Origin of the sequence: Paenibacillus tritici, from assembly GCF_013204885.1 — a bacterium.
GTDB lineage: Bacteria > Bacillota > Bacilli > Paenibacillales > Paenibacillaceae > Paenibacillus_AQ > Paenibacillus_AQ tritici.
The window spans coordinates 16243-28255 of sequence record NZ_JABMKX010000004.1 but is presented as its reverse complement, the minus strand read 5'-3'; the positions used below and the strand labels follow the sequence as shown (position 1 = coordinate 28255).

Here is a 12013-nt window from a genome sequence, read left to right as displayed (position 1 = left end):
ATAAACTTAAGTATCTTTCATATGACCCCAGACTTCAAGAAAAAACGACAGGAAACGAGTAATTGATAAATGAACACATTACAGCGCATACCTTAGCTTCTTAAAGATAATTATACTAAAACCCCGATCATGGTTATTTAGCTGATCAAGAGATTAATTGCATAATCCCGCTTTTTTCGACTCATTCCGCAATATATTTCAAAAAGAAACCCCCACCTGATATATCAGATGAGGGTATAGCCAAGCGGCTGCGATTAAGCCTACCTATTGAAACTTCAATTCACCGAAGCAGGAGCTCAAATGAAAGTTCGGCGAAGCTGAATCCACCCGGTTCCAGCATCCGTAATGGGGTATATCCGTCTCATCCCCGCATTTATAGAAGTTACCGCGCAGAAGCTGCCCGGATGCTACCGTGAAGTCAGGAAACAGGCTCTGCAGCCAGGCAAAGGGGATCGAAAATTCCAGTGTCCACCAGGTGTTCTCCCCGGTTGTTTGCCCAGCATTCGCATGAAAGTCCCCCTTGATCTGAAAAAGTTCTGTTGAATCCTGTGCAAGCGGAATCCGCTGCTCTCTTCCCTCACCCAGCTGCAACAGAAGGACGCCTGCCGCATTCAGCTCAAAATTCAGGTAACGGGCATCCGAATCAGGAAGCGGCTGGATAAAAAATTCGACGCAGCTGTCCTTATATACAGGATCACCGGGACTATGGTAGCGGATGAGCGGATTCTCCTCAAAGACTTGAAACCTTATATGCAATCGCTCACCCGTGTAACAAAGCTTGACCTCGACCTTCGGCTGGTATCCATTGTGAAGCCACAGGTACTGATCCACTCCAAGCGGACTAATCTCATTCCAGTTGACCGGAAGTTTACTCTCTTGGATCAGATAAGAACGCAATTTCTTTTCCATGGGAAATCTCCTATTCTTGTAGTCTTTAACTCCAATTATTCCTGCCAGTTCCACAGCCGCACTTCCCCTACCTGTAAATGGCTTACCCAGGAGGCTTCGCGCAGCTTCAGCAGCTCCTTGACCGGTCCGGTGACAACGGCTCCATAGAGCTTAACCCCATTCTGTTCCAGATAGGCCAGAGAGGTGTCTAACTGATTGATATGCACCGCTCTGCCCGCGAGTGTCTGATGCTGCTGCAGCAGCTTAAGCGTCTTGATAAAGTTGGCATCCCGCAACGCGCCGCTACCGTATTCATCAACGGAAGGCGATACGCTGCTATAGGAGGATACCGAGCTGAACCAGCCTGTCTTGGTAGTGGTGACTTCGGATTTCTTCATATCGTCCTTATGCCACATAGGCTGATAAGGGAAGCCAAGCGGATATACGACCACATCGTCCTCCCTCGTTGAAGGTCCGGCATCTGCTCCGAACCAGACCGGCTGAAGATTCAGCGGCTCCAGCTGCTTCAGGAGTTCATCTGTGGTATATAAATGGCCGAGTGACAGATACGCCTCAGCAACCGTACCTTCAGGAAGCTTCTCCAGCCTCTTCCACTGATCGCTGTTATCCCCTCTCCCGGCCGTGCCCTTCGCAGACGGATAATAAAAAATATTCCCGGACCCATTCCGCTCATCCGTCCAGTTAAACTCCCCAGGATTGCCTCTTCCCAGAAAGAGGTTCTGGGTATAGTTGCCCACCTGAATGCTCTCGCCGCCCACCTGCCTCAGCAGGTTCCCGGTTAACTCCAGGCGGAAAAAATAATGCGCGTTCGATGAAAGCCTCACCGTCGTATTGGGACGGGTAACGGCAATCGCCGATGACACTACATCACTGTAAGTGTCCCCACGGTCTCCGGTGCTGTAGAAGACCGTTGTGATAATGCTGCTGATGACTGTAAAGATCAGAAGCGCAGAGAATACAGTGAACGTGTTGGTGATCCGTGCTTTCCATTTGCCCCGGCGGATAATAGACTTTTCTCTTCGCTTCGCCTTCCTCTTCGTCTTCTTGGGCCCTGGAGCTGCCCCTCCTTCCGGGTCCGCCTTGGTCCACCGTCCGCCGGTCTGCTCCTCCTGCTCCATCTGCTCCTCCAGATACTGCTGATACGCTTCAAGCTTCGCCAGTTCACTCTCCAGCTCCTCACGCTCTTCCTCCGGAAGGGTGCCTTCGCTGTATTGGCGCAGCTTCTCTTTGAATTCCTCACTCATGCTCATTCCTCCTCCGCTCCGCCTCACGCAGCTTCTGCCTGGCGCGGAATACCAGTATCTTGTATTGGGACAGGCCCACATCCATAATGTCTGCGGCTTCCTTGTAACTCAGCCCGTGATAATCATGCAGGAGCAGCGCATGGCGCTGTCCTTCCGGCAGAAGACTGAGCGCCAGAGCCGCTTCCTCCCAGCGTTCCTGACGCAGCAAAGTCCCCTCTGTCGTGTCCGGATGAACCAGACTGCTGAAGTAACCGGCTTCCTTGGCCACACTCCGCTTCTCCTTGCGCTTATAATCTACAAAAGCATTGTAAGCCACGCGGAACAGCCACGGCTTAATCTTCTCTTCCCGGCAATCCTCCAGATACAGATAAGCACGGTAAAAGGTCTCCTGCATCAAATCTTCGGCCGCATGGTGGTCCTGGCAGAGGGAGCGCAGATAGCGGTAGATGTCCGCAACATAATTTTCGTATACCTCATCCAGCGAATTCGGCTCCATCTCCTCCCCCCTTACTCCATCCACGTATGAGAACGCCAAAAGTTACACTTCTGCAGGAAATTCCCCGTATCCGCGCCGTTGCTGAGGGGACAGAGGGGAAGCTGAGTTTGTTAACGGGAAGCAGTTGGAAAAAAGACACTTAATTCTGCTGAAATGGAGAGTTGTGGGGAAGCAGTTGGAAAAAGTCCACTTACTCCACCCAACCCCCTGGATTCAGCAGAAATCGGACCGATTAAGTGCTGTTTGTCCAACTGCTGCCTATAAGTGTACCTTTGACGCCAAATTAGATGTACTAATTCCACTTAGATCACCCGCCGCACTCCGAAGTTTACGCACAATACTTGAATCAGCGGGGGAATGAGATACATCTCCGCAAATAAGCACACTGGTATGTTTGAAATCTTGTCCTGCCACAAGTGGAAACGGCTTTGCCGTCTTTTAGCATTTAAATTTTTATATTTGGAAAAAGGGAGCCTCAAGGCTCCCTCCGGTACAGCTTCGTATTCAGTTCAGGCCCTGCCGCGAGCGCATAGGGACTATCTCCAGCCGACTAATCAATAGAATCCGATACTGGACGAAGCATCCTTCATCCATTCCCGTTTGCGGCCTTTGTCCAGCTCGCCGCGCATCCCCCGCACCAGCGACTCCACCTCAGCCGTGCCGTTCTCATGCCATTCCAGTGCCGCACTGACATACAGCTCCCCCAGCTGGGTCAGGGAGAAATCTCCGGTCAGGCGCGCAGCCGTGGCCGTGCCTTCTTCTCCAACGAAGGCGGAGAAGCCTCTAAGCTGCAGGTATTCAAGGCGCAGCGCCTCGCTCGGCATCTTAATCTCATAAGCCCGGTCGAAGCGCCCGGCGCGGTTCATGAGGCCGGGGTCGATTTTATCCGGGTAATTGGTGGTGCCGATCAGGAAGATGCCCTCCTTGGAGGTGGCCCCGTCCAGCGTGTTCAGGAAAAAGGAGCGGACCTCCTGCGGCATGGAATCAATATCCTCAATCACCAGCACCATCGGTGCCAGCCGGGCCGCAGCCTCGAACACCTCATTCACTGATTCACTGCTCGTATACTCCGTAATCTGCCAGTAGAGCACAGGTCCCGGAACGCTTCCGGCAATGGATTTGACCAGCGTAGTCTTGCCGTTGCCCGGATGCCCGTAGAGCAGAATCCCCCGTTTATACGGGATGTCATAGGTAACATAGAAGCTGCGGTCGCTATCAAAAAACTGGTCGAGTGAGCGGTAAATCTCTTTTTTGATACCGGCGTCCAAAATCACCTCTTCCCGCCTTACAGCACGCGTAATCGGTTCATCCTCACGGGAAATCCCATTCCGTCTGTCGGTGAACACCGTCACCTTGTTGATATTCTGCTCCCGCTGCCGGTTGCGCACATTGCCAAGGAAGAACTGCAGCTGCGCATCGGATGCGGCGAACACATAATCCTGAAAGTTAATGCCGTTCTCCTGGAACACCGGCACCCGTGCCAGAGCTACGCCCATGGCCGGATAAGCCAGCACATTATTGCGGACCGACAGATGGATATGGTACTCCGGCTGCTCTTTCTCATCATCGAACACGAACGTCCGGTCCTCCAGGCGGTCAAAAATCCGCGCCACATGCTCCACTCCGGCATTCCCGCTCTGCACATCGTTCTCCAGCAGCTTCCAGTACTCACTGTTGGGGTCATCGCTGGCATACAGTTCATAACGGACGCCGTAACGAGTGTGAAGGGCTTCAAGTATACCGTCTACCAGGCGCGCGTACACCTCATAACCTTTGATGATTCCGGCACTGTCCTCATGATATTCATAGATCACAGCTGGTTTCTTATTCTCCTGCTCCATCTTTATTTCGTCCCCTTTATCGCTGCGAGCGGCTTGCATTTGGCCACAACGGCAGCCAGGCCGGCGCCCGTAACGCTTTCTATGATCTCATCTACATTCTTATAGGCCTGGGGAGATTCGTCAATGATAGATTCCAGGGAATGCTGATTCACTACAATCTCATCTGCTGTCCCCACCTTCATCGACCGGGAAAATTCATGGACAGACACCAGCCGCTTCGTTGCCGAGCGGGAACGAATGCGTCCGGCTCCATGACAGATTGAATAATAATTCTCTTCTCCTCCGGGCTGGCCGACCATGATGTAAGAAGCGGTGCCCATCGAGCCTGGAATCAGAGCCGGATGCCCGGTCGCCGCATAAGCCTTCGGGTTATCCGCATGGTCTGCGGGCAGAGCGCGGGTCGCCCCTTTGCGGTGCACGAACTTGGTGCCCGAGGAAGTCTCCTCTTCCCAGGCATAATTGTGCATCAGATCGTAGAGGGTACGCAGCTCGCACTTCGTACCGAAGACGTCACGGAAGCCTTCACGTACACCATAAGCGATCAGATGGCGGTTCACCACCGCATAGTTCAGCGCCGAGTACATCAGATTAACATAACGCCGGGCCTGCGGATGTGCCAGAGGCGCATAGATCAGGCGCGGGTCGGCGCTGCCCAATCCAAGCTGGCCCATGACCTTGGCGAAGGCCGGGGTACAGAACTGATTGACCATGCCTCCCCAGGCCCGGGAGCCGGAGTGGATCATCACGGCAATCTGCCCGTCCTTCAGTCCCCACGCTTCAGCGACCTCACGCTGCTCCTCAGCGATCTCAATCGCCTGAATCTCGACGAAATGGTTGCCGCCGCCAAGCGTGCCGAGCTGGCGGTGGCCGCGGTGCCAGGCCATATCCGGCAGCTCATTCAGAATCTCGTCATCGAAGGCCAGCTTGCTGATCTCCACATGGGACAGCGCGCTTGATTTCTTCGGAGTGTAGCTGTCCGGAACATATTTGTTCGGCAGGCCATGCAGTCCCTTGCGGACAATATTCTCCAGCCGGATATCACTGTAATGGCCGCGCTGCTGGGCCTCCATCGGCAGATACTTCTCAATCGCACGGACCAGCTTCCGGCGCAGCTTCACTTCACGCAGATCATCCATATGGAGATTGGTCAGATGCACACGCATCCCGCAGCCGATATCGCTGCCCACGATGGACGGCGACACATAGCCGGTCGCGGCATCCCAGACCGCAGTAGTTCCGATGCAGGTTCCGACGCCTACATGCACATCGGGCGTATAGCTCATATATTCAATACCCGGAATCTGCAGATTGTTGTTGGCCATTTCCAGGACCTTGTAATCCAGTGAGCCGAATAATTGCTCGCTGGCGTAGACCTTAAGGTCGCCGCCCGGAAGGGCTACCTCATGTTTGTAGCGGGACATCTCCCCCGCTTGGGGTGTCATGTTATTCATCTATTTGTTCATTTCCTCTCAGGTTGGGTTTCTGGTTTGGTTCCATAGGGGGTTCAGTAAATTTCGAGTTTCAGGGTACACAAAAAGAGCCGCAGATCAGATTCTGATCATGCGGCTCCCGGCGTGCAAGGTGCAGCTTCCCGTTGAAGCTTGCACCCGTTCAAAGCACACCCGTATTCAGTTCAGACATCAGCAGCAGTACCCTGCGCATTATGTCTTCCGGACGAAGGCGATGAGATCAGATCGTACATATGCGGTTGTCAGGTGATCCTGCTGTCTGTTCCGTTCATTTGTTCCAATCATGACCCGTCAGCCTCCCTTCTCTAAATGATAAACCCAATAATATATGGCCTTGCAGCAGATTGTCAACCCTTATTCTGGTAAAGAATTATTTTACTTAAATTTGGACCAGTCCTGATTGCTGTTCTCCAGCAGGTGGCCGAAATCATTCTCCAGCCGTTTCTGCTCAGCCTTGCGCTTATCCTCGACTGCCTTTAGGGCAGCCTCCTTCTTGTCCCGTTCTTCAGCCTTGAGCGCATCGGACTGCGCCTTTAGCTTCTCCAGCACCTCGCCGCTCAGCATATCCTTCAGGGTTGCCGGGGCATCCGTTGCCGCAGGGCGCGGGGCCGGTGTATTCTTCTTCTTTTTAGCCAAGGGAAATCATCCTTTCATGGTGTTCTTTTCGGGCAATTTTGTTTTAGGCATAGGTCTTTTCGTTTATAATGTACAGTAAGAGGTGAGCCTAATGAAATCCACAGACTTATGTCCAAGGTTACAAAAAAGCATGGATATTATCGGCAGACGCTGGACGGGCTTAATCATCTATCAGCTTTTGCAGGGCCCCCAGCGCTTCGGGGAAATTGAGTCCTCGCTTCCTGTCAGCGGCAGGCTGCTGTCCGAACGGCTGAAGGAGCTGGAGCAGGAGGGCATCGTGCTGCGCGAGGTTTTCCCTGAGACCCCGGTCCGCATCCAGTATTCGCTCACAGGCAAAGGCCGGGCGCTGGAATCGGTCATCCGCGATCTGCAGGACTGGTCGGAATCCTGGATCACGGAAGAGGAATGTCAGCCCGCCTCCACCGCTCCTCCGCAGCCTCAATAAGCATACCTTGTGTCTGCGTGCGATAGCCTGCTATACCTTCACAGCTTGCGGCCGATAATCACGAGATCACGCGGGATTCCATCCAGCACGGCGACTCCCGGCAGCAGGCCCCACTCCTCGAACCCGAACTTCCGCAGCAGGGCCAGACTCGGCTCATTATGGCCAAAGACAAAGCCGACGAGGTTCTGGAGGCCCAGACGCGGACATTCCTCAACCGCCTTAGCCAGCAGAATACTTCCGGCGCCGCTGCCGCGGAACTTCTCGCTCACATAGACGCTGATCTCTGCTGTTCCATTGTAAGCCGGGCGTCCATAGAACGACTGGAAGCTGAACCAGGCCGCAATCTCGTCCCCATGTCTCAGTACCCAGAGCGGCCGGTGATGGCTGCTATGCTCATGGAACCATCCCACCCTCTCCTCCACGCTGACCGGTTCAAGATCCGCAGTTACCACTCTTCCGGCAACCGTCGAATTATAGATCTCCACAATCTCCCCCAAATCCTCAATTGCTGCATCCTCTATGCTGTAAGCCTGCCAATTCATGCTATGATTCCTCCTCAAAGTGACTATATAAGACGCACTTAGTTTTGAACTTGAAGCTTTTAGTCAAGCCCTGTTTGCTCCAGACTCCATTTCCACAAGCGTGCAGCGTCATCTGCATTCTTCGCCCGTGGCGTTAATTCCTTAATCTTGCGGCGGTAATAATAGTGTCCGCTGACTGCGCTCAGCTCCGGTGCGGTCGCCAGATAGATCGCTGTGTCCGCGCCCTGCTCAGGGGTGAGGAAGAAGTATGACAGCAGCTTCAGCACGCCGCGCCCGAAGCCCGTCTCCCGGTTCACACCAATACTCGTCCCTACCGCGCCGGGATGCAGACAGTTCACAGTAACCCTGGTGCCCTGCAGGCGTGAAGCCAGCTCGCGGGTGAACAGAATGTTGGCCAGCTTGGAACGGGCGTATGCCTTGGCCGGATTGAAGCCACGGGATAACGTATGATCCTCCAGATGCAGCCTGCCAATCTTGAACGCACCGGAAGCAACTACTACAATCCGTCCCTGTTCAGCGGCCTTCAGGCTATCCAGCAGCAGATCGGTCAGCAGGAAATGCCCCAGATGGTTAACGCCCAGATCCAGCTCGTATCCATCGGCTGTCAGCTCACGTTTGAGCGCGACCACACCTGCGTTATTGATCAGAACATCAAGCACAGGGTATTCGGCGGTGAATTCCCCGGCAAAAGCACGGATGCTTGCGAATGAAGCGAGATCGCACAGCATCAGCCGGATCTTGCCGGAGCCGCTCTGCCGCACCGCTTCCGCAAGAGCCTCTTCGCCCCGCTTGCGGCTGCGGCAGGCCATAATCACGCTTGCTCCCCTGCGGGCCATATCTACTGTCGTAGCCAGCCCCATCCCGGAATTCGCACCGGTGATCAGTACAGTTTGTCCTTGCATGGACTTCTTCCCCTCTCTCGCGGGCAGCTTGGCTATGATACCGCTCTCCCTATCCGAGTGTATGCGCTAAGCTAATGTTACATCATTTCTGAGGGTTAAAATAGTCCCGTGAATCCAGCAGTTCACCGCAAGCCTTCCTCACTTCCAGTTCGGCCGCAGCGCAATCAGCTTATCATCCTGCTCATCCGCGTTCCCCCGGCCATCACGGTTGTTCGTCATAAGGTACAGCGTACCATCCGGCCCTTCCGCCACATTGCGGATTCTTCCGTATTTCTCCTTGAACAAGCTTGTGACAGCAGGCTTACCGCCTGAAGAGGACAGCGATACCCGCAAGACTTGCTGCCCTGCTAGAGTAGCAACCAGCAGTTCACCGGACCAGGGCCCCTGTGTAATGAAGGTGATGCCTGACGGGGCCCAGGTCTCATCCCCGCTGTGGGCCAGCGGAGCTACAAGCTTCGGCTCGCCATCTCCGGTCTCATCGCCTTCAATAAGCGGCCAGCCGTAGTTGGCTCCGGCCTCAATGACGTTAAGCTCATCATGACTAGACTGACCATGCTCAGAGCTGAAGAGCACCCCGCTCTCCGGCTGCCAGGCCAGGCCCTGCGGATTGCGGTGGCCCATACTGTAGACCGGCGATCCGGGCCACGGGTTATCTTCCGGGATGGAGCCTGCGGTGGTGATCCGCAGAACTTTGCCGCCCAGGCTGGTCTGATCCTGCGCAAGCTCCGGCTCGTAGCGATCCCCTGCGGTGACATACAAATTCCCGTCCGGCCCGATCTTGATCCGTCCGCCGTTATGATTGGTATCGCCCGGGATGTGATCCAGCAGCACCCGGCTGATCTCTGCTGTGCTGCTTCCAATCTTGAGCCGCAGCACCCGGTTCGCCGTCCCTCCCTCTTCCGTCCGGTAAGTATGGTATACATACGCGAATCCGTTACGTTCAAATTCAGGATCAAGCGCCAGGCCCAGCAGTCCGCCTTCACCCTTGCTCATAAATGGAGCAGGGAACTCCAGCAGCGGAGTCTCTTGCAGCTTGCCGTTCTCGATCACCCGCAGGCTGCCCGGCCGTTCGGTGAAGAAGATCCGCCCGTCCGGCGCGAACGCCATCTCCCACGGAACATCCAGTCCACTGGCGAGTGTATGTACTGTATATGGAACTTCCGGGGATATCGTCCGCCCCGGTTCAGCAGCAGAATCCTCCGGCGTGACCGCCGCCGGTGCTTCCGTTACCGGAGTGCCCCCGGTTGCAGCGGGAGCTCCGCCAGGCTCAGCGTCAGTATTATTGGTGCAGGCTGACAGCAGGCCCGTCAGCAGGATCAGGGTTCCGCGCAGCAGAGTTATATGGGAGAGCATTCTTTTTCCCGTTCGAGACATATTCATAACCTCCTGTAAGTCTATTATAGATAGAGTGGCAACTATTACCCGGCGCCCCTCTCCCTCAAACGCCTGATCCTGCGGGCCGCCGGGATGTGCAGGCTCCCTGATTATGAATTATAATGGGAGCATTGCTGTTGATAGCGTGTAGATGAAAGGGGAACTATTGAAATGAATGTAGCTCTGCAGACACTGGAGCAGGACATGGCAGCCGGAAGCCTGGATGCCCTGCTCGTAACCGATCCTAAGCATGTATACTATCTGACCGGCTTCGCCAGCAACCCGCATGAACGGTTCCTGGGCCTGCTGCTGATCCGCGGCAAGGAGCCGGTGCTGATCGTTCCGGCGCTGGACGCCGAAGCGGCGCAGGCTGCCTCCTCGGTGAAGACGATTCTGACGCATAGCGATACGGACAATCCCTACGCCCTGCTGAAGTCACGCTTCGGCAATGGAAGTCCGGGCAGCTTCGGTATCGAGAAGGAACACTTCTCCGTCAGCCGGTATGAGCTGCTGGCCGAATCCGTCGCAGCCGGTTCATACTGTGATATCGGCCACCTGCTCCGCGCGATGCGCGCAATCAAGACACCGGAGGAGGTCCGCATCATGCGGCATGCCGCCGAGCTGGTGGAGGAGGTTCTCCGCCGCGGCCTGTCGCATGTCAAAGCCGGAATCAGCGAGATTGAACTGGTTGCCGAGCTTGAATATCTGATGAAAAAAGTGGGTGCCTCCGGCCCCTCCTTCGACACCATGGTGCTGTCCGGCCCGAACACGGCCCTGCCGCATGGCGTCCCGGGGGAACGCCTCATTCAGCCGGGCGATCTGCTTATGTTCGATCTGGGAGTCTATGCCTCAGGCTACGCCTCTGACATCACCCGGACCTTCGCGGTGGGAGAAGTGGACAGCCGGCTGCAGGATATTTACAATGCTGTGCTGGCGGCCAATGAAGCCGGTATTGCCGCCTCCGTGGCCGGAGCGACCTTCGGTTCAGTCGACCAGGCGGCGCGGGATGTGATTGAAGCCGCCGGTTACGGCCAATACTTCATGCACCGTGTCGGGCATGGGCTTGGCATGGACACCCATGAATATCCTTCGCTGCATGGGCTGAATACGGATGTCATCCAGAACGGCAACGTGTTCACGGTAGAACCGGGAATTTATGTCCCGAATCTGGGCGGTGTGCGCATTGAGGATGATGTGCTGGTTACAGCAGAAGGCCCGCAGACTCTGACCAGCTTCCCCAAAGAATGGACTGTGCTGAACCTTTAAGTAATCAGGTGAAACCTACAACTTATATTTTAACAAAAACCCCAGCCGCCCGGGAGATCCCGGGGCTGGGGTTTTATAATGAGAGGCTCTTCTATTACAACATGCAATCTATAAAGGAAGCTGTCCGTTCTCCCGCAGAGCGGTCGGCTGTTCCTCTTCGGCAAATCTGAATGAGCGGGCGAGATACAATACCGGCGTGCCTGCGGCAGTGAGAATGAACTTGGCCAGATAGGTGGTCAGCAGAATCTCGGTCCATACCTTCAGATCATACATTCCGGCAAAAGCAATCGTGCAGAAGATCAGCGTATCGACAAAAGAGCTAACCATCGTGCTGCCGTTCGAGCGGATCCAGAGCTGGCGTGAGCTGCCGTAGTACTTCCGTATCCACGAATAGAGCCGCACATCCAGAAACTGGCTGATGAAATACGCGGTAAGACTGCCCAGAGCAAGTCTTGGCATCAGGCCAAAAATCAGCTGCAGGGAAGATTGGGCAATGTCCGTCTCCTGCGGCTCAAACTTCAGCACCATCTGCATAATGACGGTCGTCATCAGCAAGGTGAAGAATCCGAACCATACGGCGCTTCGCGCTTCCTTGCGGCCGTACCGCTCATTGAGCAGGTCACTGGTCATATAGAGTGTGACGTACATCGTATTGCCCAGCGTCATGACGATATCAAACGGCATCGCAATCGTCTTGGCTACCTGGATGTTGGCAACCACGGTTGCCATGCCGACCCAGGCATACAGCCCTTTTTTACCGAAAAATCGGTAGCAGATCAGAAAAAACACAAAATTAACAACAACAAATAAAGCTCCCCACAACAAATTAAACATAGTGCCTGGTACTCCTCCTAGTTTTGGTTACGCGGGATGGTTACGAACCGCGGAG

At 54.8% G+C, this 12013-nt stretch carries 12 protein-coding genes; 2 read left to right on the top strand and 10 right to left on the bottom strand.

The window, feature by feature from the left end; genetic code table 11:
* Positions 1-264: 264 nt before the first annotated feature.
* The 6 genes from HQN87_RS07780 to HQN87_RS07755 all read right to left on the bottom strand — a co-directional run bounded on the left by HQN87_RS07780 (position 265) and on the right by HQN87_RS07755 (position 6595).
* Positions 265-909 (bottom strand): carbohydrate-binding family 9-like protein, encoded by a 645-nt coding sequence (locus tag HQN87_RS07780; protein WP_173130310.1) that lies wholly within the window; start codon positions 907-909, stop codon positions 265-267.
* Between the two features lie 35 nt (positions 910-944).
* Entirely contained in the window at positions 945-2153 is a 1209-nt protein-coding gene (locus HQN87_RS07775; RefSeq protein ID WP_173130305.1) for an anti-sigma factor, read from the bottom strand.
* Positions 2146-2649, bottom strand: coding sequence for a sigma-70 family RNA polymerase sigma factor (locus tag HQN87_RS07770; RefSeq protein WP_173130302.1), 504 nt, complete (start codon positions 2647-2649; stop codon positions 2146-2148). Before HQN87_RS07770 ends, HQN87_RS07775 begins: the two co-directional genes overlap by 8 nt.
* Before the next feature lie 554 nt (positions 2650-3203).
* The gene (locus HQN87_RS07765) at positions 3204-4490 is read right to left on the bottom strand and encodes an AAA family ATPase (RefSeq protein ID WP_173130299.1); all 1287 of its coding nucleotides are present in this window, start codon (positions 4488-4490) and stop codon (positions 3204-3206) included.
* Positions 4491-4492: 2 nt separating this feature from the next.
* The gene (locus HQN87_RS07760) at positions 4493-5911 is read right to left on the bottom strand and encodes an RtcB family protein (RefSeq protein WP_173130296.1); all 1419 of its coding nucleotides are present in this window, start codon (positions 5909-5911) and stop codon (positions 4493-4495) included.
* 423 nt (positions 5912-6334) lie between these two features.
* A complete protein-coding gene (locus HQN87_RS07755; protein ID WP_173130293.1) occupies positions 6335-6595 on the bottom strand; it encodes a YqkE family protein in 261 nt (86 codons plus the stop codon).
* 91 nt (positions 6596-6686) lie between these two features.
* On the opposite strand from HQN87_RS07755, the gene HQN87_RS07750 reads away from it, so the two are divergent.
* A complete protein-coding gene (locus HQN87_RS07750) occupies positions 6687-7040 on the top strand; it encodes a winged helix-turn-helix transcriptional regulator (RefSeq protein ID WP_173130291.1) in 354 nt (117 codons plus the stop codon).
* 38 nt (positions 7041-7078) lie between these two features.
* Here HQN87_RS07750 and HQN87_RS07745 read toward each other — a convergent pair whose 3' ends face one another.
* From HQN87_RS07745 to HQN87_RS07735, 3 genes are all read right to left on the bottom strand, one after another.
* On the bottom strand, positions 7079-7582 hold the full coding sequence (locus tag HQN87_RS07745; protein WP_173130289.1) for a GNAT family N-acetyltransferase: 504 nt from the start codon (positions 7580-7582) through the stop codon (positions 7079-7081).
* Between the two features lie 59 nt (positions 7583-7641).
* Positions 7642-8484: an SDR family oxidoreductase gene (locus HQN87_RS07740; protein ID WP_173130287.1), complete on the bottom strand. Its 843-nt coding sequence runs from the start codon at positions 8482-8484 to the stop codon at positions 7642-7644.
* A gap of 138 nt (positions 8485-8622) precedes the next feature.
* A complete protein-coding gene (locus HQN87_RS07735) occupies positions 8623-9858 on the bottom strand; it encodes a PQQ-dependent sugar dehydrogenase (RefSeq protein WP_254075409.1) in 1236 nt (411 codons plus the stop codon).
* A 171-nt stretch (positions 9859-10029) separates the two neighbouring features.
* On the opposite strand from HQN87_RS07735, the gene HQN87_RS07730 reads away from it, so the two are divergent.
* The gene (locus tag HQN87_RS07730; protein WP_173130284.1) at positions 10030-11124 is read left to right on the top strand and encodes a M24 family metallopeptidase; all 1095 of its coding nucleotides are present in this window, start codon (positions 10030-10032) and stop codon (positions 11122-11124) included.
* A gap of 108 nt (positions 11125-11232) precedes the next feature.
* Here the strand turns inward: HQN87_RS07730 and HQN87_RS07725 are convergent, their stop codons facing one another.
* A complete protein-coding gene (locus HQN87_RS07725) occupies positions 11233-11958 on the bottom strand; it encodes a queuosine precursor transporter (RefSeq protein WP_173130282.1) in 726 nt (241 codons plus the stop codon).
* Positions 11959-12013 lie beyond the last annotated feature (55 nt).

What these genes read in the sequence shown, in the direction of transcription:
- HQN87_RS07780 (WP_173130310.1), bottom strand. Translation starts at nt 909, where the DNA reads ATGGAAAAGAAATTGCGTTCTTATCTGATCCAAGAGAGTAAACTTCCG.
- HQN87_RS07775 (WP_173130305.1), bottom strand. Translation starts at nt 2,153, where the DNA reads ATGAGTGAGGAATTCAAAGAGAAGCTGCGCCAATACAGCGAAGGCACC.
- HQN87_RS07770 (WP_173130302.1), bottom strand. Translation starts at nt 2,649, where the DNA reads ATGGAGCCGAATTCGCTGGATGAGGTATACGAAAATTATGTTGCGGAC.
- HQN87_RS07765 (WP_173130299.1), bottom strand. Translation starts at nt 4,490, where the DNA reads ATGGAGCAGGAGAATAAGAAACCAGCTGTGATCTATGAATATCATGAG.
- HQN87_RS07760 (WP_173130296.1), bottom strand. Translation starts at nt 5,911, where the DNA reads ATGTCCCGCTACAAACATGAGGTAGCCCTTCCGGGCGGCGACCTTAAG.
- HQN87_RS07750 (WP_173130291.1), top strand. Translation starts at nt 6,687, where the DNA reads ATGAAATCCACAGACTTATGTCCAAGGTTACAAAAAAGCATGGATATT.
- HQN87_RS07745 (WP_173130289.1), bottom strand. Translation starts at nt 7,582, where the DNA reads ATGAATTGGCAGGCTTACAGCATAGAGGATGCAGCAATTGAGGATTTG.
- HQN87_RS07740 (WP_173130287.1), bottom strand. Translation starts at nt 8,484, where the DNA reads ATGCAAGGACAAACTGTACTGATCACCGGTGCGAATTCCGGGATGGGG.
- HQN87_RS07735 (WP_254075409.1), bottom strand. Translation starts at nt 9,858, where the DNA reads ATGTCTCGAACGGGAAAAAGAATGCTCTCCCATATAACTCTGCTGCGC.
- HQN87_RS07730 (WP_173130284.1), top strand. Translation starts at nt 10,030, where the DNA reads ATGAATGTAGCTCTGCAGACACTGGAGCAGGACATGGCAGCCGGAAGC.
- HQN87_RS07725 (WP_173130282.1), bottom strand. Translation starts at nt 11,958, where the DNA reads ATGTTTAATTTGTTGTGGGGAGCTTTATTTGTTGTTGTTAATTTTGTG.